This window comes from Parvibaculum sp. (genome assembly GCF_040882025.1).
Classification (GTDB): domain Bacteria; phylum Pseudomonadota; class Alphaproteobacteria; order Parvibaculales; family Parvibaculaceae; genus Parvibaculum.
Genome location: NZ_JBBECC010000187.1, coordinates 36,430 through 59,471, shown reverse-complemented (window position 1 = coordinate 59,471; position 23,042 = coordinate 36,430). Strand labels below are relative to the sequence as shown.

The 23,042-nt window shown below is 63.9% G+C and carries 26 protein-coding genes; 15 read left to right on the top strand and 11 right to left on the bottom strand.

Going from position 1 to position 23,042, the window contains the following annotated elements:
- Positions 1 to 62 precede the first annotated feature (62 nt).
- Positions 63 to 314, bottom strand: coding sequence for a hypothetical protein (locus WEB61_RS14315; protein ID WP_368065015.1), 252 nt, complete (start codon positions 312 to 314; stop codon positions 63 to 65).
- Positions 315 to 572: 258 nt separating this feature from the next.
- Positions 573 to 1,331 carry a competence/damage-inducible protein A gene (locus tag WEB61_RS14310; RefSeq protein ID WP_368065014.1) on the bottom strand — a complete coding sequence of 253 codons (759 nt, stop codon included), beginning with the start codon at positions 1,329 to 1,331 and terminating at the stop codon, positions 573 to 575.
- A 160-nt stretch (positions 1,332 to 1,491) separates the two neighbouring features.
- Here WEB61_RS14310 and map point away from each other — a divergent pair, with 160 nt between their 5' ends.
- On the top strand, positions 1,492 to 2,313 hold the full coding sequence (gene map / locus WEB61_RS14305; RefSeq protein WP_368065013.1) for a type I methionyl aminopeptidase: 822 nt from the start codon (positions 1,492 to 1,494) through the stop codon (positions 2,311 to 2,313).
- A 14-nt stretch (positions 2,314 to 2,327) separates the two neighbouring features.
- Positions 2,328 to 3,023, top strand: a complete 696-nt coding sequence (gene radC, locus WEB61_RS14300; protein WP_368065012.1) for a DNA repair protein RadC — start codon at positions 2,328 to 2,330, stop codon at positions 3,021 to 3,023.
- 548 nt (positions 3,024 to 3,571) lie between these two features.
- Here the strand turns inward: radC and WEB61_RS14295 are convergent.
- Positions 3,572 to 4,090, bottom strand: a complete 519-nt coding sequence (locus WEB61_RS14295; protein WP_368065011.1) for a MarR family winged helix-turn-helix transcriptional regulator — start codon at positions 4,088 to 4,090, stop codon at positions 3,572 to 3,574.
- 118 nt (positions 4,091 to 4,208) lie between these two features.
- Here WEB61_RS14295 and WEB61_RS14290 point away from each other — a divergent pair, with 118 nt between their 5' ends.
- Positions 4,209 to 4,724 carry an isoprenylcysteine carboxylmethyltransferase family protein gene (locus WEB61_RS14290; protein ID WP_368065010.1) on the top strand — a complete coding sequence of 172 codons (516 nt, stop codon included), beginning with the start codon at positions 4,209 to 4,211 and terminating at the stop codon, positions 4,722 to 4,724.
- Between the two features lie 51 nt (positions 4,725 to 4,775).
- The gene (locus WEB61_RS14285; protein WP_368065009.1) at positions 4,776 to 5,834 is read left to right on the top strand and encodes a nucleoside hydrolase; all 1,059 of its coding nucleotides are present in this window, start codon (positions 4,776 to 4,778) and stop codon (positions 5,832 to 5,834) included.
- A gap of 59 nt (positions 5,835 to 5,893) precedes the next feature.
- Here WEB61_RS14285 and WEB61_RS14280 read toward each other — a convergent pair whose 3' ends face one another.
- Genes WEB61_RS14280 through WEB61_RS14270 form a run of 3 tightly spaced genes read right to left on the bottom strand, consistent with a single transcriptional unit; the run spans position 5,894 to position 8,390 of the window.
- Positions 5,894 to 6,553 (bottom strand): O-methyltransferase, encoded by a 660-nt coding sequence (locus WEB61_RS14280; protein WP_368065008.1) that lies wholly within the window; start codon positions 6,551 to 6,553, stop codon positions 5,894 to 5,896.
- A 15-nt stretch (positions 6,554 to 6,568) separates the two neighbouring features.
- Complete coding sequence (locus WEB61_RS14275) at positions 6,569 to 6,952, bottom strand: nuclear transport factor 2 family protein (RefSeq protein ID WP_368065007.1); 384 nt, start codon at positions 6,950 to 6,952, stop codon at positions 6,569 to 6,571.
- A 7-nt stretch (positions 6,953 to 6,959) separates the two neighbouring features.
- The gene (locus tag WEB61_RS14270; protein ID WP_368065006.1) at positions 6,960 to 8,390 is read right to left on the bottom strand and encodes an amidase; all 1,431 of its coding nucleotides are present in this window, start codon (positions 8,388 to 8,390) and stop codon (positions 6,960 to 6,962) included.
- A gap of 188 nt (positions 8,391 to 8,578) precedes the next feature.
- On the opposite strand from WEB61_RS14270, the gene purB reads away from it, so the two are divergent.
- The gene (gene purB, locus WEB61_RS14265; protein WP_368065005.1) at positions 8,579 to 9,916 is read left to right on the top strand and encodes an adenylosuccinate lyase; all 1,338 of its coding nucleotides are present in this window, start codon (positions 8,579 to 8,581) and stop codon (positions 9,914 to 9,916) included.
- Positions 9,917 to 9,957: 41 nt separating this feature from the next.
- Here purB and WEB61_RS14260 read toward each other — a convergent pair whose 3' ends face one another.
- Positions 9,958 to 10,503 (bottom strand): ribbon-helix-helix domain-containing protein, encoded by a 546-nt coding sequence (locus tag WEB61_RS14260; protein WP_368065004.1) that lies wholly within the window; start codon positions 10,501 to 10,503, stop codon positions 9,958 to 9,960.
- Positions 10,504 to 10,613: 110 nt separating this feature from the next.
- On the opposite strand from WEB61_RS14260, the gene WEB61_RS14255 reads away from it, so the two are divergent.
- Together WEB61_RS14255 and WEB61_RS14250 are read left to right on the top strand one after the other, a co-directional pair.
- A complete protein-coding gene (locus tag WEB61_RS14255; protein ID WP_368065003.1) occupies positions 10,614 to 11,336 on the top strand; it encodes a histidine phosphatase family protein in 723 nt (240 codons plus the stop codon).
- A gap of 22 nt (positions 11,337 to 11,358) precedes the next feature.
- Positions 11,359 to 12,504 (top strand): Gfo/Idh/MocA family protein, encoded by a 1,146-nt coding sequence (locus WEB61_RS14250; RefSeq protein ID WP_368065002.1) that lies wholly within the window; start codon positions 11,359 to 11,361, stop codon positions 12,502 to 12,504.
- Positions 12,505 to 12,506: 2 nt separating this feature from the next.
- Here WEB61_RS14250 and WEB61_RS14245 read toward each other — a convergent pair whose 3' ends face one another.
- On the bottom strand, positions 12,507 to 13,283 hold the full coding sequence (locus tag WEB61_RS14245; RefSeq protein ID WP_368065001.1) for an enoyl-CoA hydratase/isomerase family protein: 777 nt from the start codon (positions 13,281 to 13,283) through the stop codon (positions 12,507 to 12,509).
- 62 nt (positions 13,284 to 13,345) lie between these two features.
- Entirely contained in the window at positions 13,346 to 14,101 is a 756-nt protein-coding gene (locus WEB61_RS14240) for a DUF4336 domain-containing protein (protein ID WP_368065000.1), read from the bottom strand.
- 92 nt (positions 14,102 to 14,193) lie between these two features.
- Between WEB61_RS14240 and WEB61_RS14235 the strand changes: the two genes are divergently transcribed.
- Positions 14,194 to 14,874 carry an N-acyl homoserine lactonase family protein gene (locus WEB61_RS14235; protein ID WP_368064999.1) on the top strand — a complete coding sequence of 227 codons (681 nt, stop codon included), beginning with the start codon at positions 14,194 to 14,196 and terminating at the stop codon, positions 14,872 to 14,874.
- A gap of 2 nt (positions 14,875 to 14,876) precedes the next feature.
- Here WEB61_RS14235 and WEB61_RS14230 read toward each other — a convergent pair whose 3' ends face one another.
- The gene (locus tag WEB61_RS14230) at positions 14,877 to 16,814 is read right to left on the bottom strand and encodes a pyrroloquinoline quinone-dependent dehydrogenase (RefSeq protein WP_368064998.1); all 1,938 of its coding nucleotides are present in this window, start codon (positions 16,812 to 16,814) and stop codon (positions 14,877 to 14,879) included.
- Positions 16,815 to 16,901: 87 nt separating this feature from the next.
- On the opposite strand from WEB61_RS14230, the gene WEB61_RS14225 reads away from it, so the two are divergent.
- Positions 16,902 to 17,597, top strand: coding sequence for a helix-turn-helix domain-containing protein (locus tag WEB61_RS14225; RefSeq protein WP_368064997.1), 696 nt, complete (start codon positions 16,902 to 16,904; stop codon positions 17,595 to 17,597).
- A gap of 85 nt (positions 17,598 to 17,682) precedes the next feature.
- On the top strand, positions 17,683 to 18,234 hold the full coding sequence (locus WEB61_RS14220; protein WP_368064996.1) for a PAS domain-containing protein: 552 nt from the start codon (positions 17,683 to 17,685) through the stop codon (positions 18,232 to 18,234).
- Here WEB61_RS14220 and WEB61_RS14215 read toward each other — a convergent pair.
- Positions 18,225 to 18,542, bottom strand: coding sequence for a DUF1476 domain-containing protein (locus WEB61_RS14215; protein ID WP_368064995.1), 318 nt, complete (start codon positions 18,540 to 18,542; stop codon positions 18,225 to 18,227). The genes WEB61_RS14220 and WEB61_RS14215 overlap by 10 nt on opposite strands.
- A gap of 319 nt (positions 18,543 to 18,861) precedes the next feature.
- Here WEB61_RS14215 and purC point away from each other — a divergent pair, with 319 nt between their 5' ends.
- The 5 genes from purC to WEB61_RS14190 are packed head-to-tail and all read left to right on the top strand — an operon-like array spanning position 18,862 to position 23,033.
- Positions 18,862 to 19,623 carry a phosphoribosylaminoimidazolesuccinocarboxamide synthase gene (purC, locus tag WEB61_RS14210; RefSeq protein ID WP_368064994.1) on the top strand — a complete coding sequence of 254 codons (762 nt, stop codon included), beginning with the start codon at positions 18,862 to 18,864 and terminating at the stop codon, positions 19,621 to 19,623.
- 13 nt (positions 19,624 to 19,636) lie between these two features.
- Positions 19,637 to 19,882 (top strand): phosphoribosylformylglycinamidine synthase subunit PurS, encoded by a 246-nt coding sequence (gene purS, locus WEB61_RS14205; protein WP_368064993.1) that lies wholly within the window; start codon positions 19,637 to 19,639, stop codon positions 19,880 to 19,882.
- Positions 19,883 to 19,884: 2 nt separating this feature from the next.
- On the top strand, positions 19,885 to 20,553 hold the full coding sequence (gene purQ, locus WEB61_RS14200; RefSeq protein WP_368064992.1) for a phosphoribosylformylglycinamidine synthase subunit PurQ: 669 nt from the start codon (positions 19,885 to 19,887) through the stop codon (positions 20,551 to 20,553).
- Positions 20,550 to 22,769 carry a phosphoribosylformylglycinamidine synthase subunit PurL gene (gene purL / locus WEB61_RS14195; protein ID WP_368064991.1) on the top strand — a complete coding sequence of 740 codons (2,220 nt, stop codon included), beginning with the start codon at positions 20,550 to 20,552 and terminating at the stop codon, positions 22,767 to 22,769. The genes purQ and purL overlap by 4 nt, the downstream gene beginning before the upstream one ends.
- Before the next feature lie 27 nt (positions 22,770 to 22,796).
- Positions 22,797 to 23,033 (top strand): BolA family protein, encoded by a 237-nt coding sequence (locus WEB61_RS14190; RefSeq protein ID WP_304734743.1) that lies wholly within the window; start codon positions 22,797 to 22,799, stop codon positions 23,031 to 23,033.
- Positions 23,034 to 23,042: the final 9 nt, after the last annotated feature.

Sequence of the window (23,042 nt, the reverse complement as noted above, 5' to 3'; positions counted from 1 at the left end):
AAAGGAAAACGGCGGCCCCGAGGGACCGCCGTTTCAGTAAATTCCGGTTGGCCTTGAAAGGCTTAGCCGGCGAGGCCCTGCCAGACCGGCCAGCAATTGCCGCCCGAGCTCGCGGCGAGCGTCGCCTGAGCTTCCTGGGCGTTGGCGCCGTCGGCGGTCTTGACGCTGTCCGCGCCGCCCGTGCACCACACGTAGAACTGATGCGTTCCGGCCTTCGACTGCGCATCGAAGCTGGAATCGAGCGCCGAAGCCGCGCCGGCCAGCATGAACGCCGCGCCTGCAACCAGGCCCACAAATCCGATGGTCTTCTTCATGTCGTCTCTCCCTCCGGGTAACCTGACCCTAAAAACTCGTTCCCAGGCCTTATGTTTCGACGTTCGGCCTGTTTCCCCCGTCCCGCCGTTCTTCGCCCCGCGGACGAGCCCGGCAGACCCTTCATGGGGGCAATTCTAGCCGGTTCGATGGCGATTGTATCGCCCGGAACCCCGCGGGAATGCTGAAACTTTTGTAATGTTGCGCGCGCTGTTGCAGATAAGCGACAAAATCCCTGACATTTCGGGTCGCGCGGCCCGTCAGGCGGGCTCACCCGTTTGCGGCTCGACGCCGAATTCGCGCATCAGCGCCGCCACATCGGCCGCGACGCGCTCGAGCGCCGTCGAATCGATACCGCGCATCACGATGCTGGTGCCGAAGGTGCGGCCCCGGTAATAGGGATAGCTGCCGATGCCGATATCGGGGTTTTTCTGCTGCAGTTCCGCCAGTTTTTCGGCGATCGTCCCCTCCCCGATCTGGCCGGTGACGGTGCGGCTCAGCATCGTCGCCCCGCCTTCGAGCCGGCCCGTCAGGCTGTCCAGCATCACCTGCATCACCATCGGCACGCCGGCCATCACGAAGACATTGCCGATCTGGAAACCAGGCGCCTTGCTCAAAGGGTTGTCGATCATCGTCGCGCCTTGGGGAAGCCGCGCCATCCGCCTGCGAGCGGCCGTAAACTCGCCGCCTGTCGCCTTGTAGTGTTCGTCGAGGATACGGACCGCCTCCGGGTGATGTTCGATAGCGACGCCAAAGGCCTTGGCCACGGCGTCGGCCGTGATGTCGTCATGGGTCGGGCCGATGCCGCCGGTCGTGAAGACATAGTCGTGGCGCGCCCGGACCTCGTTCAGCACCGCGACGATGGTGTCTTCCACATCGGGAATGACGCGCGCCTCGCGCACCTGGATGCCGATCTTGTTCAAGTGATTGGCGATATAGGCCAGATTGGAATCCCGCGTCCGCCCCGACAGGATCTCGTCGCCGATCAGCAGCACACAGGCGGTAACGGTTTTCGGCATGGGCGGGTCCTCGAAGTCGCGGAACCGCAGAATAGCGCCGCACGTCCATCCCGATCAAATGGACCGGAAACGGCGGAAAACCAACTGAAATCGGCAGCGGGGCTAGGATCGGGCGGAGCAAACGACTATGTTAGGGCCTTCACCGAGACCGGAAGACCCTATGAGCTATCAGGACGCCACCGAAAGCCCCGCCGTCAACAGCGGCCGCATCAAGTTGCACGACGCGGCGGCATTCGAAGGCATGCGCGCCGCCGGGCGGCTCGCCGCCCAGTGCCTCGACATGCTGGCGGACGAAGTGAAGCCCGGCGTGACGACGCTGGCGCTCGACAAGCTCGTCTTCGATTTCGCGATGGATCACGGCTCCATGCCGGCGACGCTCAATTATCGCGGCTACCGGCACTCCTGCTGTACTTCGATCAATCACGTCGTCTGCCACGGCATTCCGGGCGACCGCATCTTGCGCGAGGGCGACGCGGTCAATATCGACGTGACGCTGATCGTCGACGGCTGGCACGGCGACACCAACCGCATGTATTTCGCCGGCGAAGCGCCGCGCAAGGCGCAGCGCCTGACCGAAGTGACCTATGAAGCGATGATGCGCGGCATCGCCGCCGTGAAGCCCGGCGCAACGCTGGGCGACATCGGCGCGGCGATCCAGGAATTCGCCGAGGGCCAGCGTTGTTCGGTGGTGCGCGAATTCTGCGGCCACGGCCTCGGCCGCGTCTTTCACGACATGCCGAACGTGCTCCACTACGGCAAGCGCGGCCAGGGCGCGGTCCTGAAGCCCGGCATGTTCTTCACCGTCGAGCCGATGATCAATGCCGGCAAGCCCGGCGTCAAAATCCTCTCCGACGGCTGGACGGCCGTGACGCGCGACCGCGCGCTTTCGGCGCAGTTCGAGCATTCGATCGGCGTCACCGAAACCGGCGTCGAGATCTTCACCAAATCGCCGGCGGGCCGGGACTGCCCGCCCTACGCCTGAACCTCGGGCGACGCATGGGGGAGCGCGCGGCGACAGACGCCAAGCCCCACTACGCCGGACATCGCGAGCGCTTGCGCGCCCGCTTCCTGAAAGCACCCGACAGTCTTGCCGATTACGAAGTGCTGGAGATGTTGCTCTTCAACGCCATTCCCCAGCGGGATACCAAGCCGCTGGCGAAAGAGCTGATTGAAAAATTCGGCGGGTTGTCCGAAGTGCTGAACGCCGAGGAGGCGCGGCTGCGCGAGGTCAAAGGCATCAAGGACCGCGTCGTCGCCGAGTTGCGTCTCGCCCGTGAGGCGGGCTTGCGCCTGTCGCAAGCGAAAGTGCTGAAAAAGGACGTCATCGGCTCCTGGTCGGCGCTGCTCGACTATTGCGCCACCGCCATGGCGCATAACCCGACCGAACAGTTCCGCATCCTGTTTCTCGACCGCAAGAACCATCTGATCGCCGACGAGGTGCAGCAGAAGGGCACGGTCGACCACACACCGGTCTATCCGCGCGAAGTCGTCAAACGCGCGCTCGAACTCAACGCCTCGGCCCTCATCCTCGTCCACAATCACCCCTCCGGCGACCCCACCCCCTCCGGCGCCGATATCGAGATGACAAAACGGATCGTCGAAACGGCCAAACCCCTCGGCATCGAGGTCCATGACCACCTCGTCGTCGGCAAGGGCCGGCATGCAAGTTTCCGCTCGCTGGGATTGATCTGAGTACGGACGATCAGGCAAAAAACGGCGCAGAAAAGAGGCAGCAGCGGCCATCACTGTGGCGGTGCGCCGCCGCGGCCGTCGAAAATGCCCCTAAACAATTGATCTGCCTCGGTTTTCAGCCGAAAGCACAGCAACGACGACAAGGCCGTACCCCCCCTCTGTCACGAAACTGTCAAAAAACTGTCACAAACCCCGTATCGACCGATTTTCGCGTTTCGAGATATCCCCACTTGAAATTCAAAATCGCCGGAACGGGAATCCGAACATCGTCTCACCGATCGGTTCGACGAGAAGTAGAACACGACTCACCGGGGCGGGGATAAGTCGGCGAGAGCCGCATTGTCAAAACTCTGTCACAACCGATTTCAGAGAAGCTTTACGGCAGCGTGATGTGGTTCGCGAAATTTCACCTGACACGGGGATAAGTCGTCGCGCGACGCTCATGCGACCGGCCGCGCGGCGACCGATTTCCGGCCCGCGAGATATCCCCACTTGAAATTGAAATTCGCCGGAATGGAATCCGGCCCCGGCGCGCAAGCGCCGACATATTATGAGAGCCGCTCCGAACGCGCTTTCACGTCGTCGCTCAGATGCCGCACGATCTCGGTCGCCTTGCGAATGTCCGCATCGCCGAGAGGGGCGCCCAGGGTCGATGCAATAGAAAGCAGCCGGGCATCGAGTTCGCGATAGAGCGCATCGCCCTTGCGCGTCAGCCGCACAAGCTTCGAGCGCCGATGCTTCGGATTGTCGATAAATTCGACCAGCCCCTCGGCCGCAAGCTCGTCGGCCAGCCGCTGCATGCGTTGACGGCTGGTGGGCCGCATCTGGGCGATCTGCGGCACGGTCAGCGGACCGAGCAGCACAAGGCTGCGCATGAAGCCGAAGGCGCCGCCGCCCCAACTCGTGATGAGCCCCGTCTTCTGGCCGAGCGCCCTTATTCTGAAGAAACACTGAGCGACTTCGAGCATCAGCTCGGCCACCACCTCGCCCTTGGCTTCGGCAGCAGTGTGCGCTGCCGTCCTTCTTCCTGTCTCTGTCCTTCGTCGTGCCGATGCCATTGCGTCCATTCCTCGCATTTCCGCCAATCTCCTCAATTGACAACCAGATTGTCAATCGTCAAGATGACACCTTGGTTGTCAATCAGAGGCACACAGCTTCGCCGCCTCCCGCATCTTGGGGAAAGACATGGCAATGGATCCGGACCCGGCCGCGCAACAGCCAACCGACAGTGAAACCGCCGGCGCCGTCGCGCGCCCGCCTCTTGTCTTTGCCGCCGCTCTTCTGCTCGGCTTCGCTGTCGATCACCTGCTGCCCCTGACCTTTCCGATTGCGGGGACCGGCCTCGCCCACGATATCAGCGCCGTCATCGCCGGCGCCCTGATCCTCTGCGGCGCTGCGGTTTTTGCCGCCAGCATCCGCAATTTCTCCGGTGCGGCAACGCCGGTCCAGGGAACCAGGCCCACCACCGCACTGGTGACGACCGGCATTCACGGGCTGAGCCGCAATCCGATCTATCTCGGCATGTTCATGACCTATTGCGGCATCGGCCTGGCCGTGCGCAGCCCGTGGATATTGATCCTCGTGCCGCCGCTTGCCGTCCTGATCCGCTACGGCGTCGTCGCCCGCGAGGAAGCGTATCTGGAGCGGCGCTTTGGCGACGCCTATCGCGACTACAAGGCCCGCGTGCGCCGCTGGCTGTAACCATCGGCGCCGGCGCGCCGTCGTCTCATCCGGCTGCGAGCATGGCAAGAAATGTCGATACGGATCATCCTTCGCCGCACGCTCGCCCTGCTGACTTTTCTCATCCTGTTGAGTTTCGTCGTTCCGCTTCAGCGGTGGTCGACCGGCGAGCAGGCCGCGCTACCCCTGCCGGTCGTCAGCGGCGGACCGCTTGTCGAGATGCCGCGCCGGGTCTGGGTGGATACGGACGCGGCCTGCGGCCATGCCTTCGACGCCGATGCCGACGATTGTTTCGCGCTTCTCATCCTGCTGCGCGCTCCCGAAATCGAGGTCGTCGGAATTTCAGCAGTGGACGGGAACGCGCCGGCTGTCGCGGTGGAACGAATTACGCGCGTTCTCGTCGCCGAGCTGGCACTTGCGCCGGCACCGCCGGTCTATCGCGGTCCCGCCGCGCACATGGCGCTCCAGGCGGCGCTGGCGGAAGGCCCACTTGCGATCGTAGCGCTGGGTCCGTTGACCAACATCGCAGAGGGCTTGCGCGGCCGCCCAGACCTCATACGCAATGTGGGACGGCTTGTCGCCGTGATGGGCCGCCGGCCGGGCCATCTCTTCCACCCGACCGAGGGGCGCGGCACCGGGATTCTGTTCGGGCACGGACCGGTGTTCCGGGATTTCAACTTCGACAAGGATCGCGCCGCCGCGCGCGAAATCGTGGCGATGAAGCTCCCTGTCACACTCATTCCCTACGAAGCGGCGCGGCATGTGCGCCTTGCGGCCGCCGATCTGGCGGCGCTTGAAGAAGCGGGAGGCGCCGCAGCATGGGTCGCGCAGCGTGCGCGCGGCTGGCTGAGCTATTGGGCCAATATTGTGGGCCTCGACGGCTTCTACCCTTTCGACGCACTGGCCGCCGTCTACGCGATCGAGCCGGAGCTGTTCGACTGCGCGGACGCAGGCGTCTGGATCGCCAAAGACGCGAGGCGCGGCCGCGGCCGGTTCGGTCCCGAGAGCCTCCTTGCCGGGCTCGAGAGCGAGCGCGCCGAAAAGCCGCTGGCGAGCGGATCGGCCTACTACTGCTCCCGCATGTCACCCGTGATGCATGGCTGGCTCATGGCACGATTCATCGGCGGCTAGCGTGCCCGGAATGGATTCACGGGGAAGGCCGCCAACAGAAGCGGGTCGCGCGGTTCACCTCAGGCCGGCAACTTCCGCACCAGCATCACGCCGTCGCCGATGGTGAGGAGCGTGGCGTCGACGCGGGCATCGCCCGCGATCTTTAGGTTGAGCGCCTTCAGGGCCTCGGTGTCGGCATCGCCTTTTTTCGCCTCGGCGACGGCGCCCGACCAGAGCATATTGTCGAGGGCGATGAGGCCGCCGGGGCGCAGCAGTTCGAGACAGGCTTCGTAATAGGCGTCGTAGCCTGTCTTGTCGGCGTCGATGAAGGCAAAGTCGAACGTGCCCGCCCCGCCCTTGTCGAGCAGATCGTTCAGCGTGTCGATGGCGGGCGCGAGGCGGAGCTCGATGCGGGAGGCGAGCCCGGCCTCCTCCCAGTAACGCTTCGCGACGGAGGTCCACTCCTCGCTGACATCGCAGCAGATGAGCTTGCCGTCCTCCGGCAAGGCGGCCGCGATGGAGATGGCACTGTAACCCGTGAAGGTGCCGATCTCGATGGCGCGCTCCGCGCCGATGGCGGAAACGAGGAGCGAAAGAAACGCGCCCTGGTCGGCACCGATCTGCATGCCGGCCATGGGAAGCCGGGCCGTTTCCGCGCGAAGCCGGGCCTGCGCCTCGCTCTCATGCGCGAGTGAAGCGACATATCTCTCGACATTCTCCGGCAGCAGCGAACGGGACATGGCGGCCCTCCAGATCTAGCCGGCGATTTCGAGCATCAGCCGGTCGAAGAACGACTTGCCGCTCATGACATCCCAGTGTTCGGCAATCTGCCCATTCTCGACGCGGAAACGATCCATGGCAACGATCGTGAGACTGAAAAGGCGTGAGCGAACCTTCTGCTCCACATGGATCACAACCATATCGCCCTCGGCGACCACGCTCAGAATATCGACATCGATCCTGAAGCGCGCATGTATGGCGCTGAAATACTGCTTGAAGCCGTCGCGCCCGCCGGGAACGTTCGGATTGTGCTGAATATAACCGGGCGCGAGAAGCCTGTCGGCAAGGGCGATATCGCCCTCGCCGATCACTCGTTCGTATAGTTCGACGACGAGCGCCTTGTTGGCGTCGGTATTCATGTGCGCGTCATCCCGCAAAGACCGGCGCGTATTTGTCCGCCCACGGACGAGCCTGTTCGAGCTCGAAGGCAAGTTCGAGGAGCACCTTTTCCTGACCCGGGGACGCCGCGAATTGCGCGCCGATGGGCAAGCCCGCTGCATTCCACGACAGCGGCACGGACATGGCGGGCGTGCCGACCACATTGTGAAGCGGCGTGTAGGTCACATAGTTGAAGACACGTTCATAAAGCGTGTCGAAAGGCACGGTGGGCGCCTGCTCGCCCGTCTTCGGCGGCGCGGCGGCGAGCACCGGCGTCAGCCAGACGTCGTAATCCTTCATAAAGGTCGTGGTCTCGGCCGTGACCTTCGCGAAATGCGCCAGCGACTTTTCCAGCGTGTCCGCGGGCTTGGCATTGAAGAGAGCGGCAAGACCGAGCGTCCAGGGTTCAAGCACGGCTTGCGGATCGAGGCCCATCTGCTTCGTCAAAGCGACGAGTTCCGCCGGGCCCGACGCCCAGGCGGCGAGAAAGGCATTCTCGAAGGCCTCGCCGGCAATCGGGTTCTTCACCGGGACGATCTCGTGGCCGAGACCGGCGCAGAGCTTCGCCACATCCTCGATGGCAGCCTTCACATCCGGCGCGGGCTCCCTGCCCTTGTAGTCCATAGTGCCGAAGGCGATCCGGAGACGCTTCCTGCCCGGCCCCTCGACGCGGCCGATGGGGGGCAGCACGGCGGCGGCGCCCGTGCGCTCCGTGGCGGCGAGAAGCGTGGCGCTGTCGCGCACGCTGCGGCTCACGCAATGCTGAAATCCGATATCGCCCGGCAGTTGCCGCTCGCCAAGTTCGATGCGGCCGCGGCTCGGCTTCAACCCGAAGACACCGCAGCACGACGCCGGAATGCGGATCGAACCGCCGCCATCCGTTGCGTGCGCGACCGGTACCATGCCCGAGGCGACCGCCGCCGCCGCGCCGCCGGACGAGCCGCCCGGCGAATGCGCGAGGTTCCACGGATTGTTGCAAGCGCCGAGCAGCAGAGATTCCGTCGTGCCGAGCAGGCCGAATTCCGGCGTGTTGCTCTTGCCGACCATGATGAAGCCGGCATTCTCCTTGGCCGCGATGATCGGGTCCGTCTCGGCCGAGATGTTCTCGGCGAGGAAGCGCGAGCCGGAGGTGGCGCGTGTGCCCTTCAGATTGTCGAGATCCTTCACGAGGTTCGGAACGCCAGTGAAGGGGCCTTGCGGCAGCTTGCCCTTCGCGGCCTCGCGCGCCCTGTCGTAGAAGGTGGCGACGACGGCGTTGACCTGTGGGTTGACCTGCTCGATGCGCGAAATGCCGGCCTCGACGAGTTCGAGCGCCGTCAGCTCGCCCTTGCGCACCAGTTCGGCCTGCGCCGTTGCATCGAGTTTCGCGAGTTCCGGCATGACCGAAGCCGGCTTTTTCGCGGAAAGATTGGTGTCCATGGCCCGTTCCCCCTGTTTTTTGTTTGCTGCGGGAAAGGCTAACCTAACGGCGAGCGAAGCGGGAAGCGATTCAGCGCCCTCAAGGCCGTTTCGAGCGAGAAAAGCACCCTACTTGAGGGGCGGGCCCCCCGGTGCTAAACCCTGCCCATTCCTTCACGCCTGCCCCGCCAACCCTTTGAGAGGCGCCGATGATCCCCCGCTATTCGCGGCCCGAAATGGTCGCCATCTGGGAACCCGACACGAAGTTCCGCATCTGGTTCGAGATCGAGGCGCATGCCTGCACGGCGCTGGCGGAACTGGGCGTGATCCCGAAGGAAGCAGCAGGGAATATCCGGGCGCGCGGTGACAAGGCGGTGTTCGATGTCGCGAAGATCGACGCGATCGAACGCGAGGTGAAGCACGATGTCATCGCCTTCCTGACGCATCTGGCCGAATTCATCGGCGAGGATGCCCGCTTCGTCCATCAGGGCATGACCTCGTCAGACGTGCTCGACACCTGTTTCAACGTGCAGCTGGTGCGCGCCACCGACATTCTGCTTGCCGACATGGACGCGCTGCTCGCCGCGCTGAAGCGCCGCGCCTTCGAACACAAGGATACGGTCTGCATCGGCCGCAGCCACGGCATCCATGCCGAGCCGGTGACTTTCGGTTTGAAGATGGCGCAGGCCTATGCCGAGTTCGAGCGCTGCCGCGAGCGGCTTGTGGCGGCGCGCAAGGAAGTGGCGACCTGCGCGATTTCAGGCGCGGTGGGCACCTTCGCCAATATCGACCCGCGCGTCGAGGAACATGTCGCGAAGGCCTTGGGGCTCGAGCCCGAGCCCGTGTCGACGCAGGTGATCCCGCGCGACCGGCATGCGATGTATTTCGCGACACTCGGCGTCGTCGCCTCGTCGATCGAGCGGCTCGCCACCGAAATCCGCCATCTGCAGCGCACCGAAGTTCTGGAAGCCGAGGAGTTCTTCTCCGAAGGCCAGAAGGGCTCGTCGGCGATGCCGCACAAGCGCAACCCGGTGCTGACCGAAAACCTGACGGGGCTCGCCCGCCTCGTGCGCGGCATGGCGCTGCCGGCGATGGAAAACGTGGCGCTCTGGCACGAACGCGACATCTCGCACTCGTCCGTCGAACGCATGATCGGCCCGGACGCAACCGTGACGCTCGACTTCGCGCTGGCGCGCCTCACCGGCGTCATCGACAAGCTGCTGGTCTATCCCGAGCAGATGCAGAAGAACCTCGACAGGCTCGGCGGCCTCATCCATTCGCAGCGCGTGCTGCTGGCGCTGACGCAGAAGGGCGCGAGCCGCGAGGACGCCTACCGTCTCGTGCAGCGAAACGCCATGCCGGTCTGGCGCGGCGAAGGCAATTTCCTCGAACTGCTGAAGGCGGACAAGGACGTGTCGGCGAAACTCTCAGCCACCGAACTCGAAGCCCTGTTCGACCTCGGCTACCACACCAAGCACGTGGACACGATCTTCGCGCGGGTATTCGGCAAGGAAGCGATGGCCAAACAGGGCAAGGCGGCGGAGTAAAAGCCTCTGGCGCCCCTAAAAAGGTCGAGATCAACCTAGGTTCAGAACGGAATATCGTCGTCCTCACGTTCTGTGAAGACCATACGAATGTCCACATCTGCGCTGGACTGGTACTGCTGCACCAGCCCACGAATTGCTCGCCGAGCAATCCAAGCCACTGAAACCTCTAGTCTTTCAGCCATTTTTTCCAGCGCTTCGATATCCTCTGTGTCGAGGGTCACAGTGATGCGCTGATTTTTTCTTTCGACCATTGGATCATCAATCTGCGTCGAGATGCTCTGAACACCAAACAGATGCATAGTGCTGCCTTGTGCATCTAATAGATGCATGATACATAATAAAACTTCCAAAGCAAGCATATAGCCGCAGGTTGCATAATGGACGAACCCGAGGGCTTTTCGTTTGAAACAGGTTGGCGTGGCTTTAAGGGCTCCGCGAGAGGACGCACTGCCATCTTCTGCTTGGCTGGATTGGCTGCCTTGGCGATTGTTGCCACCACCGTAGTAATGGTGAGCCTTTCCCGTGGTAGTTGGATTCAACACACTGTTGCGATGGTTTCCGACCGCATGAACTAAGTAGAAGTCCACTTCTAAATCGAACGTTGTTGATCTGTTCGTTGGAACTCCCCCCTTTCACTTCTCCGTCACAAATCCGCCTATACTGCCCGGCAAACGACATTCGTTACCGAGGGGCTCCCATGCTTCGTACTGCTTTCGACGGCGCGCGCCGCCGCCGCATCTATCTGTTTCGCCATGGCGACGTCTCCTATGTGGACGACCAGGGCCACCGGGTCGCCGATCCTGCGGTGGTACCACTGACGGACTGGGGCCGCGAACAAGCGAGCCTGACCGGCAAGGCGCTTCAGAAAATTCCGTTCGACCGGGCGGTGACGTCGAGCTTTCCGCGCTCGGTCGAGACGGCGCGGCTGATCCTCGAAGGGCGCGGGCTCGAGATCGAGCCGCTCGAGCATTTTGTCGAACTGCGCGGCGATCCCGCATTCCGCAATGCCATCACGGACCTCAACGACATCGCCTATTCCTTCCGCAACGCGCATCAACCGGGCGCCCGCTACAATGGCGGCGACAGCTTCGAGGAGGTGAACACGCGCGTCATCTCCGCGCTCGAAACGCTGATCGCCGAACCGGAATGGGAGACGCTCGCCCTGGTCGCGCATGGCGGCATCAACCGCCTGGTGATCGGCTGGGCGCTCGGCTCCGGGCTCTCAACCTTCTCGGCCATCGACCAGAACACGGCCTGCGTCAACGTGATCGATTTCGACGAACACCCGGAAACGAGACAGATCGTCCGCAAGACGCTGCGTGCGCTCAACGTCACGGTCTATGACGTCGTGAAGGAAGGCAACCACCTCTTCTCGCTCGAGCAGATCGCGGCACGGCTGAAGGTGCGCGAAGTCGCCTGAGCCGGACGCCGCGGGGGAAATGATGACAGCACGGAAAATCCGTCTCGGCATGGTCGGCGGCGGCATGGGCTCGATGATCGGCGACATGCACCGGCTCGCCTCGGCCCATGCGGGCTTCGAGCTTGTGGCGGGTGCGCTTTCATCGACAAAGGCGCGCGCCGACGAGAGCGCGGCGAAAGCCGGCATCGCGCCTGAGCGAAGCTACGCGACCTTCGCGGAAATGGCGGAGCGGGAAGCCGCGCGCGCCGACGGCATCGAAGCCGTCGCCATCCTGACCCCGAACCATCTCCATGCGCCGGCCGCCCGCGCCTTCATGGAAAAGGGCGTGCATGTCGTCTGCGAGAAGCCGATGACGGCGACGCGCGCCGAAGCGGAGGAACTGGTGGCGCTGGCCGCGGCGCGCGACATCGCCTTCATCGTCACGCACAGCTATACCGGCTTTCCGATGGTGCGCCGCGCGAGGGAGATCGTCGCGGCGGGTACCATCGGCGCCATCCGCTCAATCCGCACGACCTATCTGCAGGGCTGGATGGGCCCGCTGGAAGCGGCGGGCGCGACGCCGCCATCGAACTGGCATTTCGATCCGGCGCGCAGCGGCATCGCCGGCACGCTGGCCGATGTCGGCAGCCATGCCTATTTCATGGGCGCCTATGTCACCGGGCTCGAACTGGCCGAGGTCGCGGCGGAGCTGACAAGCTTCGGCACTTTCTCCGGCCTCGACAACGACGCGACAGTGTTGCTGCGCTATGCGGGCGGCGCGCGAGGCGCGCTCGCCTGCTCGCAGATCGCGGCCGGACACGACAATGGCTTCGGCTTCGACATCGCGGGCGAGAAAGGTGCGCTTCGCTGGACGGTGGAGCGGCCGCAGGAATTGCAGCTCGCACTTGTCGGACAACGGCCCGAGACCCTGACGCCCCACGAGAAGGACATGGCGGCGATGGCGCATTGGACGGCGCAAGGCTTCGGCGGCTTCGAAAGCTATTTCGCCGCCTTCTCGCGCCTCTATGCCGACATGGCGGAGCTGATCGCCGCAAAAGGCGAGCGCCGCGCGCCGGCCGAATGGGCGCTGCTCGCACCATCCGTGAAGGACGGCTGCGAGGTGATGCGCTTCATCGACGCCGCCGTGCGCTCTTCCGCCGCCAACGCGGCATGGACGAAGCCCGCCTGAAATCAGCGCCCCTTCACGAACTTGTCGCTTTCCTCCTGCGCCGAACGGAAATTGGTCGAGAGCTGGCTCTGGTCGGCATCGGCATAGGCGCTCACCTTGTGAAGCGCATTGGCCGTCGCGTTGACCGCTTCCTTGACCATGCGGACGGCGGGCGCCGGCATCGACGCGGCGGCAGACGCAAGCGCCATCGCCTTCTCGACCACATGCCCGTCCTCGGCAACTTCCTCGACGAGCCCCCAGTCGAGCGCGTGATCCGCACTCATGCGCTCGCAAAGAATGCAGATGCGCTTTGCCCGCGCCGGCCCGACCAGCGTAATGAGGCGCGGCAGCGCGCCCCATTGCAGATTGATGCCGATCTTCACCTCCGGCACGTAAAGAAAGGCACCCTTCCCCATCACGCGCCAGTCGAGCGCCAGCGGCAGCGCGACGCCGGCGCCCACCGCCATGCCTTCGATGGCGGCGACGGTGATCTGCGGCATGTCCTCCCAGGCCTGGCAGAGCTTCACGCCGCGATAATAGGTCTGGCGCAATTCGAGATCGCTGCCGGCGGTGACGGCGCGGCTCGCCCGCTCCTTGAGGTCGATGCCGCCGGAGAAAGCCTCCCGCGTGCCCGTGAGCACCACGGCCTGGGTTTCAAGGTCGTCCTGGAAACGGCGGGCGACATCGGTGAGTTCGAGAATGGTTTCCTGATTGAAGGCGTTGCGCGCGCCCTTGCGGTCGAAGCGCACCAGCGCGACCGCGCCCTTTTTCTCGATGGTGACGTTGTTATAGGCGGTCATGGTCCGCGTCTCCCCTGTTTTGCTTGTTGCTTCTCGATTGTGGGGGGAGACGGCCGCCAAACTCAAGCGGTCCGGCCAACGCCCGCCCAGCGGAAGGCGCGGCGAAGCTCGGCCGCCGCATTGCCTTCGTAGCAGCGGCCATGCGCGAGGACGATACGCGCGGGCGCCCAGCCGATCATCTTTTCAACGGCACGTTTCACCTCCGTCTCATGGCCGCGGAAGGTGGCACGCAAATCCCTGGGCATGGACCCATGGGGATGCGCGACGCCGCCAAGCCGGAGCAGAAGGCGGCCGAAGCGCCCCTGCACCTTGTCCATTTCGAAATTCTCGATGAGATCGGTGAGGATGAGCGTGCGCGAGGCGCGGTGGAAGAAGACGGCTTCGGTAAGATAGCGGCCGGGCACGAGCACTTGAGCTATTTCACCCGCCCATTCGGGCTCCGCCTCATCCGTCAGTCTACGGTCGAATGAAATGCCGTGCGGGCCGGCTTTCTCGTCGACGCGCGGCGCGGCAAGCGACAGCGCACCGGGATAAGCCTTCTGCCAGTCGCCCACCCACCAATAGTGAATCTTGTTGGGCGCGACGAGAAAGCGGACAGGCCCGAGCGCGGCAAGCTCCGTCTTGAGCGCATCGGACAAGGCAACCGGCGAATGCAGCCACAATCCGCCATCGGCGAGCCGAACCACCGTCATGCGCGTCGGGAACGGCAGCGCTGTCCAGAGCCACTTCATGCCGATGACCGGACCGTCGACGATCCAGATGTTCTCGGCGAGCGGCTTTAGTATGCCGATCGGCTCATAGGGGTCGACATGGAACATGCCCCCACTATTTCGCGGTCGGCGGTGCATAGGCAACCCTGAAATGCCCGGATTGTCGTGTCGGACGGTGGCCCTTGCGCTAAGCTGCATGAATGCGACAGCCGCAGATTGACCGCTTGCATATGGCGACGCTGACCGCCCCGCCGGGACATCCGGCGTCGGGTTCGGACATCGAGGTTTTCGCCTATCTCGTGCGACATGGCGGAACGACGATACTGGTCGATACCGGCATGGGTGCGGACAATGCCTTTCTCGACGATCTTTATCGCGCGAACCGGATCGGTCTCGATGCCGCTCTCGCCGGGGCAGGAGCCTCACGCGCGGATATCGGTATCGTCGTGAACTCGCATTTGCATTTCGATCACTGCGGCAACAACCGCTTGTTCCCCGGCATCCCCCTCTATATGCAATCCCGCGAGCGCAAGGCGGCACGGATGCCGCGCTACACGGTCGAAAGCTGGATTGCACCGGAAGGTGCCCTCATCCATGAGGTCGACGGCGACTGCGAAATTGCGCCCGGTATCACGCTTCTCTTCACACCGGGTCATACGCCGGGCCATCAGTCGTTCGCCGTCGAAACGCCGTCCGGTCCCACAATCGTCGGCGCGCAAGTCGCCTATACCGCCGCCGAATTCGAAGCGGGCGGCGATCCGGCGGAGGCGCATGACGGCATGGCCGACAATTATTACGCGTCGATCCGTCGTCTCAAATCGCTCCGGCCCATGCGTGTTTTCTTCTCGCACGATCGGAACGAATGGCGATCTTCTGCCTGACCCTACTCCGGCAGCGCGAAGGCGACGACGGTATCGCCGAGCTTCGTCGTCGCACGCGCGTGCCCGCCCGCCGCGATGACGACATATTGGCGGCCTTCCCATTCATAGGTCATGGGGGTCGCCTGCCCGCCGGCGGGGAGACGGCCCTTCCAGAGCTCCTCGCCGCTTGCCGCATCGAAGGCGCGCAGGTAATTGTCCATCGCCGCACCGATGAAGACGACGCCGCCCGCCGTGACGATGGGTCCGCCGAAATTGGGCGTACCCCATTTGATCGGCAGCGGCACTGGCGCGAGATCGCGCACCGTGCCGAGGACGCTTTCCCATTTGATCGTGCCGTCAGAAAGATCGACCGCCGTCAGCATGCCCCAGGGTGGCGGATTGCAGGGAAGGTCGAGCGGCGACAACAGCAACTCGCGCTTCACCGCCCAGCGCGCCGGCGCCTGCGGCGAGATTTCCTCGTTCGGTTCGGCCGCCTTTGCCGCCGCGTAGTTTTCGGACGGGATCAGTGTGATGAGATGCGCCGCGCGGCTCGTATTGATGTAGAGCGTCTGCGTCGCCGCATCGTAAGCCGCGCCGCCCCAATTGGCGCCGCCGCCCGTGAAGGGAAATTCGATCGTCCCTTGCGGGCTTGGCGGCGTGTAGAGACCTTCGGAACGCGCGGCTTCGATCTTCTCGCGGCAGGCATTGGTGTCGAACCAGGCGACACCCCATGCGTCTTCGGGCTTGAGATGCTGCGGCACCAGCGGCGGCGGCGCGACGGGAAAAGGCTGCGTCGGCGACAGGAACTCGCCCGCTGCGCCACCTTGCGGCACCGCGCGCTCTTCCACCTCGAAGATCGGCTTGCCGGTGTCCCGGTCGAGCACGAAGACGAAGCCCGTCTTCGTCACCTGCACCACGGCATCGAGCGGCTTGCCGCCGCGCGTCAGCGTGACGAGGCTCGGCTGCGCGGGAAGATCGTAGTCCCAGACATCGTGATGTACGGTCTGGAAATACCAGCGGACATCGCCTGTCGCCGCCTCAAGCGCCACGACCGAATTCGCATAACGGTTGTCGCCCGAACGCAAGCCGCCGAAGAAGTCCGGGCTCGGCGAGGAGGTTGGCAGGAAGACGAGCCCGCGCGCCTCGTCCGCCGACATCGGCGCCCAGACATTGGCGTGGCCCGTATGTTCCGCGACGCCGCGCGGCCAGTCTTCCGGGAAATCCTCGGCACCGCGCGTCACCGGATTGAAGTCCCAGAGCGGCTTGCCCGTGCGCGCATCGAAGGCACGGACCGTACCCTTGGGCGCATCGGCGCGGCGGTTGTCGCTGATCGCGGAGCCGATAACGACGACGCCTTTTGCCACGGCGGGCGGCGAGGTGATCTGGAATTCGCCGGGCCATTGAAGATCCATGCCGGGATCGATGCGGACCTCGCCGTCGACGCCGAAGCCAAGACAGGGCTGGCCGGTCGGCGCGTCGAGCGCGATGAGCCGCGAGTCAACTGTGCCCATGAAGAGCCGCGTGGCGCAGAGATCGCCCTCCCCGGCCGCCGCGTCGGTCCAGGGCGTCACGCCCCGGCAGATGAACTGATTGCCAGGCCGGTAGCCGGTCGCGACCTTCGGGTCGTAGCGCCACTTCTCCGCGCCGGTGCCGGGATCGAGCGCGATCACCTCGTTGAAGGGCGAACAAAAGACGAGCGAGCCGGCAACCAGTACCGGCGTCCCCTCAAAGGCCGAATGCTTCATGTCGTCGGCATGGACGGTCATGTCGCCGGTCGAATAGGTCCAGGCGGGCGCGAGATCGCCAACATTGGCCGGCGTGATCCCGGCCGCCGCCGAATGGCGCTGGCCGCCGGCATCGCCGCCATATTGTGGCCAGCCGGCCTCCGCCGATGCCTGCCCCGCTCCGGGCCCCAGAAGCCCCAGCAGAACGATCGCTCGCAGCCACATATCGCGGATCATGCCTGTCTCCCTGACAAATTAATTGACTGAATGATTCATTCATTTATTTTGAGAGTCAAGGCGATTCGACAGGAGAGCAAAATCCGCATGGCGCGAAAGAGATCCAGACAGAACATCGAAGACATTGCCGAAGCCGCCATCGCCTGCTTCATCGAGACCGGCTATCGGCGCACACAGATGTCGGACGTGGCGCGGCGCCTCGGGATCGCGGCTGGGACGCTTTATCTCTATGTGACCAGCAAGGAAGCCCTGCTGCATCTGGCGGCGCTGCAAATCGCAGAGCAGTTGCCGAAGTCCGATGAGGTGCCGGTTTCCTTTTCCAGCATGGCCGAAACGGCGGCGGTGCTTTCAACCGCGATCGGCGAGGGCGCCCACTGGCCTGTGCTGAAGGCCGCGGTGACCGGCGGCGCGAAACCCGATGAAAAGCTGTGCCGGGACATCGGCGACGAGATTTACGATCTGCTCACGCGCGCGCGCCGGCTTGTCTGGCTGCTGGACGGCTGCGCCCGGGACATCCCCGAAATGGAGAAGATTCGTTCAGACGCCATGCGCGGGCGCTATCTCGCCGATCTCCTGACCCTGCTCAGGCGCGGCGCCGACCGGACCGATTGGCCGGATGAGAGGATATTTATCGCTGCCCGCGGTGCGATCGAGCTGATGGCGTGGTCGGCCATGCACCGGCACCGCGACCCCTCGCCCCTGCCGCGACTGCCGGAAGAGGACATCCGCCGGATCGCGGCGGGCGCCTTTGCGGCCGCCCTGTTGTCGACGCAGCAGCCCTGAAATCGGGTACGCGATTATTTACACGATATTATCGCTTTACGGGCGACAGTACCGGAATTGCCATCAATACAGGCGCCCCCGGGCCATGTTTGCCAGTCTTCGAAAGCACAGCGACTCGCGGCATTCGCCGACCGACGACGTCCGCATTGAAACGGATGTGACGCCGATTGCGGCACCGCAGCACCCACAATCGCTGGCATTGCTCGACTTCTGGACGCGCCACCGCCAGGGCAACCGCCTGCTCAGCCGCGCCGCCCTGCCCTGCCGGGAAATGAGCACGCTGCTGCCAAGCGTCTTCGTGCTCGAACCGCTGGGCCCCGATGGCGCGGACTGGCGCCTGCGACTGATCGGCACGCAGCTGACGGGCTGGCTCGGCTTCGACCCGACCGGCAAGGCAATTTCGGAGCTTTATCAGCCCGATTGTGTGGCCGACAATGCGGAGGTCTACCGCCAGGTCACGTCCGAACGCATCGTCCATGCGACGCAAGGGCGGCTCTGCGGCATCAATCGCGATTTTCTGGCCCTCGAAATCCTGCATCTGCCGATGGAAGGCGCAACGCCGCAGGACCTCCTGCTGCTTGGCAGCATTTCGATCTTTCCGGAAGAAAATGAAAGCAAGGACGGGCGTCAGCTCTGAAGCTGGCGAATGGCCTCGTCCATCAGCTCGTCCATCGTGCGGCGAAGCTGATGGTCGGACTGCTCAACCCCGGCCGCGTTGAAATCGGCCCGAATCTTGTCGAATACGTCCTGGTCGCCCGCTGCCTTGAAATCGGAGGCGATCACGTCCTGCGCATAGGCGTCCGCCTCCGCGCCCGACTTGCCAAGCAGGCCGGCGGCCCAGAGCCCCAGAAGCTTGTTGCGGCGCGCATTGGCCTTGAAGCGCAACTCTTCATCGTGAACGAACTTCTTCTCGAAACCGTCTTCGCGCTTGTCGAAGGTGGACATGGGACCGGGTCACTCCGTTCAAAGGTCAAATACCAGCGGCGCCGGGCCGCGGCAGCGTACAAACTGGCCTTAGGCATAGCCGCCCGGCCCCGCCAAATCAACCGCGATCGGGGCCTTGGACGGGCCTTGCGACGAAATAGCTAAGGCGCTGATTTTCCGGGCATTTCACGGCAATGTGCGTTGCGGCAAAACAGCACCATACGCTCATTGTAACGCCCCGGCCCTTGAGTTAACTTGCGCACGCCGAAGGGCCGATTCCATAACCGCCCTTCGCGCTTCCTCCGCTCAGCTTTCCGGGCCAACCGATTGGAATCACGACATGAGCCGGCGCAGACGCGTTTATGAAGGCAAGGCAAAGGTGCTGTATGAAGGCCCGGAACCCGGCACCCTTGTCCAGCATTTCAAGGATGATGCCACCGCTTTCAACAATCAGAAGCGCGCCGTCATCGAGGGCAAGGGCGTCCTCAACAACCGGATTTCTGAATTCATCTTCACGCGCCTGAACGAGATCGGTGTGCCGACGCATTTCATCCGCTCGATCAACATGCGCGAGCAGCTGATCCGCGAAGTCGAGATCATCCCCTGCGAAGTCGTGGTGCGGAACGTCGCCGCCGGATCGCTGTCGAAGCGCCTCGGCATCGAGGAGGGTACGGCCCTGCCGCGTTCGATCATCGAGTTCTATTACAAGAACGACGAACTCGGCGATCCGATGGTGTCGGAAGAGCATATCACCGCTTTCGGCTGGGCGACGCCGCAGGAAATCGACGACATGATGGCGCTGGCGCTCAGGATCAACGATTTCATGACCGGGCTCTTTCTCGGCATCGGAATTCGTCTCGTCGACTTCAAAGTCGAGTTCGGACGCCTATATGAAGGCGACATGGTGCGCGTGGTGCTGGCCGACGAGATCAGCCCGGATTCCTGCCGCCTCTGGGACATCCGCTCCAACGACAAGCTCGACAAGGATCGGTTTCGCCGCGACATGGGCGGCCTGATCGAGGCCTATCAGGAAGTGGCGCGCCGCCTCGGCATTCTTTTCGAAAACGAACCGAAGCGCAGCGGCCCCAAGCTGGTGAAGTGAGGAACGACGACGCATGAAGGCCCGCATCAAAGTCACGCTGAAAAACGGCGTTCTCGATCCGCAGGGAAAGGCAATCGAAGGTGCCCTGGGTACGCTCGGTTTTTCCGGCGTCGAAAGCGTGCGTCAGGGCAAATATATCGAGGTCGAGCTGGCCGAAAAGGATCGCGCCAAGGCCGCTGCAGCCATCGACGAGATGTGCAGGAAGCTGCTCGCCAACACCGTCATCGAAAACTACGCGGTGGAGCTCGACGAGAAGTGAGCATGAAGTCTGCCGTTGTCGTTTTCCCCGGATCGAACCGCGAGCGCGACATGCTCTACGCGCTCGAACTCATCACCGGCACAAGGCCCCATACTGTCTGGCACACCGAACGCGAGCTGCCCGACGTCGACCTCGTCGTGCTTCCGGGCGGATTTTCCTATGGCGATTATCTCAGAACCGGCGCGATCGCGGCGCGCGGCAACATCATGCCGGCCGTCGCGAAAGCCGCCGACCGTGGCGTCCGCGTACTGGGCGTCTGCAACGGCTTCCAGATTCTCTGCGAGGCGGGGCTCCTGCCCGGCGTGTTGATGCGCAATGCCGGCCTCAAATTCGTCTGCCGCCATGTGAAGCTGCAGGTCGTCAATGCCGAGACCGACTTCACCCGCAAATATGAGCGCGGCCAGGTCTGGAACTGTCCGGTCGCGCACGGCGACGGCAATTATTTCACCGATCCCGACACATTGGCGCGCCTTGAAGGCGAAGGTCGCGTGGGTCTCCGTTACGCAGAGGGCACCAACCCCAACGGTTCGCTCAACAATATTGCCGGCATCCTCAACGAACGCGGCAATGTGTTCGGCCTGATGCCGCATCCCGAAAACATGATCGAACCGCTGAACGGCGCGACCGACGGACGGGCACTTTTCGAAAGCGTGCTGGAGGCTGTGGCGTGATCCCGAATGTCATTCCCATCACGCCGGAGCTTATCGCCGAGCACGGCCTCAAGCCCGATGAATACCAACGCATTCTTGATCTGATTGGCCGCGAACCGACACTGACGGAGCTCGGCATCTTCTCGGCGATGTGGAACGAGCACTGCTCGTACAAATCGTCGAAGAAATGGCTGCGCACGCTGCCGACGACGGGACCGCGCGTCATCTGCGGTCCAGGCGAGAACGCCGGCGTCGTCGATATCGGCGACGGACAGGCGATCATCTTCAAGATGGAGAGCCACAACCATCCCTCCTATATCGAGCCACATGAAGGCGCCGCGACGGGCGTCGGCGGCATTCTGCGTGACGTCTTCACCATGGGCGCGCGCCCCGTGGCGGCGCTCAACGCGCTGCGCTTCGGTGCGCCGGACCATGCGCGCACGCGCCATATCGTATCGGGCGTCGTCGCCGGCATCGGCGGCTACGGCAATTCCTTCGGCGTGCCGACCATCGGCGGCGAGGTGAATTTCGATCCAAGCTATAACGGCAACTGCCTTGTGAACGCCTTCGCGGCGGGCCTCGCGGACGCCGACAAGATTTTCTATTCGGAAGCGAAAGGCGTCGGCCTCCCCATTGTCTATCTCGGCTCCAAGACCGGGCGCGACGGCATTCATGGCGCGACGATGGCCTCGGCCGAATTCGGCGAGAACTCCGAAGAGAAACGCCCGACCGTGCAGATCGGCGATCCCTTCTCGGAGAAGCTTCTGCTCGAAGCCTGTCTCGAACTGATGGCGACCGGCGCGGTGATCGCCATTCAGGACATGGGCGCGGCCGGCCTCACCTGCTCAGCGGTCGAAATGGGCGCCAAGGGCGATCTCGGTGTCGAACTCGATCTCGACAAGGTGCCCTGCCGCGAAGAAGGCATGAGCGCCTACGAAATGATGCTGTCGGAAAGCCAGGAGCGCATGCTCATGGTGCTCGACCCCGTACGCGAGAAGGACGCGGAAGCCGTCTTCATCAAGTGGGGTCTCGATTTCGCGATCATCGGCAAGACGACCGACGATTTGCGCTTTCGCGTCAGCCGCCATGGCGAAGTGATGGCCGACCTGCCGATCAAGGAGCTTGGCGACCAGGCGCCGGAATATGACCGGCCATGGGTCGCAAGCCCCAAGCCCGAAATGCTGGCGCCATCCGACGTTGCCGCGCCCAACGATGTCGGCGAAGCGCTGGCACGTCTGATCGGCCTGCCCGACATGTGCTCGCGCCGTTGGGTCTGGGAACAATACGACCACCTGATCCAGGGCAACACGGCCGTCGGCCCCGGCGGCGATGCCGCCGTGATCCGCGTCGAGCGGCAGAAAAAGGGCCTCGCCTTCACGCTCGACGTGACGCCGCGCTATTGCGCCGCCGATCCGCAAGAGGGCGGCAAGCAGGCTGTCGCCGAATGCTGGCGCAACCTCACCGCAGTCGGCGCCGAGCCGCTCGCCATCACCGACAATCTCAATTTCGGCAATCCCGAAAAGCCGGAGATCATGGGTCAGCTCGTCGGCTGCATTCAGGGCATCGGCGAGGCCTGCCGCGCGCTCGACTTCCCGGTCGTCTCCGGCAACGTCTCGCTCTACAACGAGACCAACGGCAAGGGCATCCTGCCGACGCCCGCCATCGGCGGCGTCGGACTGCTGCCGGATGTGACCCAGCGCGCCACCATCCCCTTCAAGGCCGAAAGCGAGGCGATCGTTCTGGTTGGCGAAACGAAGGGCCATCTCGGCCAAAGCATCTATCTGCGCGACATCGCCGGCCGCACCAACGATCGAAGCGCCCCGCCGCCGGTCGATCTTGCCGTCGAACGCCGCAACGGCGATTTCATCCGCACCGAAATCCGCGCCGGAAACCTCACCGCCGTTCACGATGTTTCCGACGGCGGCGTGCTAGTCGCACTCGCCGAAATGGCCATCGCAAGCGGCCTCGGCGCGCGTGTGAGACCCGAAACCGACCTGCCCCTTCACGCCTGGGCCTTCGGCGAAGACCAGGCCCGCTACCTCGCCACGATGTCGGAAAAGGACGTCGAAGGCTTTGTTGCACGCGCTGCAAAGGCCGGGGTACCCGCAGCCCGGATCGGGACGACAGGCGGCAGCGAATTGACACTGGCCGGTGCCACTCCCATATCATTGGTGGAGCTTGGGGTCGCTCATGAGGGTTGGTTGCCTGCCTATATGGCCGAAGGCGCCGAGCTTTGACGGCCTCGAACCCGGAGACGCGCTGACATGGCCATGACCGCCTCGGATATCGAACGCCTGATCAAGGAAGCGCTTCCCGATGCCATTGTCGATATCCGCGATCTGGCGGGCGATGGTGATCATTATGCGGCAAACGTCATCTCGGCCGCCTTCAAGGGCAAGACGCGAGTGCAACAGCACCAGATGGTCTATAGCGCGCTGAAAGGCGGCATGGGCAACGAACTTCACGCATTGGCGCTGCAGACCAGCGCGCCGCAGGACTGAAACAGACGC

Coding starts and splice junctions, on each gene's coding strand:
- WEB61_RS14315 (WP_368065015.1), bottom strand. CDS start 314: ATGAAGAAGACCATCGGATTTGTGGGCCTGGTTGCAGGCGCGGCGTTC.
- WEB61_RS14310 (WP_368065014.1), bottom strand. CDS start 1,331: ATGCCGAAAACCGTTACCGCCTGTGTGCTGCTGATCGGCGACGAGATC.
- map (WP_368065013.1), top strand. CDS start 1,492: ATGAGCTATCAGGACGCCACCGAAAGCCCCGCCGTCAACAGCGGCCGC.
- radC (WP_368065012.1), top strand. CDS start 2,328: ATGGGGGAGCGCGCGGCGACAGACGCCAAGCCCCACTACGCCGGACAT.
- WEB61_RS14295 (WP_368065011.1), bottom strand. CDS start 4,090: ATGGACGCAATGGCATCGGCACGACGAAGGACAGAGACAGGAAGAAGG.
- WEB61_RS14290 (WP_368065010.1), top strand. CDS start 4,209: ATGGCAATGGATCCGGACCCGGCCGCGCAACAGCCAACCGACAGTGAA.
- WEB61_RS14285 (WP_368065009.1), top strand. CDS start 4,776: ATGTCGATACGGATCATCCTTCGCCGCACGCTCGCCCTGCTGACTTTT.
- WEB61_RS14280 (WP_368065008.1), bottom strand. CDS start 6,553: ATGTCCCGTTCGCTGCTGCCGGAGAATGTCGAGAGATATGTCGCTTCA.
- WEB61_RS14275 (WP_368065007.1), bottom strand. CDS start 6,952: ATGAATACCGACGCCAACAAGGCGCTCGTCGTCGAACTATACGAACGA.
- WEB61_RS14270 (WP_368065006.1), bottom strand. CDS start 8,390: ATGGACACCAATCTTTCCGCGAAAAAGCCGGCTTCGGTCATGCCGGAA.
- purB (WP_368065005.1), top strand. CDS start 8,579: ATGATCCCCCGCTATTCGCGGCCCGAAATGGTCGCCATCTGGGAACCC.
- WEB61_RS14255 (WP_368065003.1), top strand. CDS start 10,614: ATGCTTCGTACTGCTTTCGACGGCGCGCGCCGCCGCCGCATCTATCTG.
- WEB61_RS14250 (WP_368065002.1), top strand. CDS start 11,359: ATGACAGCACGGAAAATCCGTCTCGGCATGGTCGGCGGCGGCATGGGC.
- WEB61_RS14245 (WP_368065001.1), bottom strand. CDS start 13,283: ATGACCGCCTATAACAACGTCACCATCGAGAAAAAGGGCGCGGTCGCG.
- WEB61_RS14240 (WP_368065000.1), bottom strand. CDS start 14,101: ATGTTCCATGTCGACCCCTATGAGCCGATCGGCATACTAAAGCCGCTC.
- WEB61_RS14235 (WP_368064999.1), top strand. CDS start 14,194: ATGCGACAGCCGCAGATTGACCGCTTGCATATGGCGACGCTGACCGCC.
- WEB61_RS14230 (WP_368064998.1), bottom strand. CDS start 16,814: ATGATCCGCGATATGTGGCTGCGAGCGATCGTTCTGCTGGGGCTTCTG.
- WEB61_RS14225 (WP_368064997.1), top strand. CDS start 16,902: ATGGCGCGAAAGAGATCCAGACAGAACATCGAAGACATTGCCGAAGCC.
- WEB61_RS14220 (WP_368064996.1), top strand. CDS start 17,683: ATGTTTGCCAGTCTTCGAAAGCACAGCGACTCGCGGCATTCGCCGACC.
- WEB61_RS14215 (WP_368064995.1), bottom strand. CDS start 18,542: ATGTCCACCTTCGACAAGCGCGAAGACGGTTTCGAGAAGAAGTTCGTT.
- purC (WP_368064994.1), top strand. CDS start 18,862: ATGAGCCGGCGCAGACGCGTTTATGAAGGCAAGGCAAAGGTGCTGTAT.
- purS (WP_368064993.1), top strand. CDS start 19,637: ATGAAGGCCCGCATCAAAGTCACGCTGAAAAACGGCGTTCTCGATCCG.
- purQ (WP_368064992.1), top strand. CDS start 19,885: ATGAAGTCTGCCGTTGTCGTTTTCCCCGGATCGAACCGCGAGCGCGAC.
- WEB61_RS14190 (WP_304734743.1), top strand. CDS start 22,797: ATGGCCATGACCGCCTCGGATATCGAACGCCTGATCAAGGAAGCGCTT.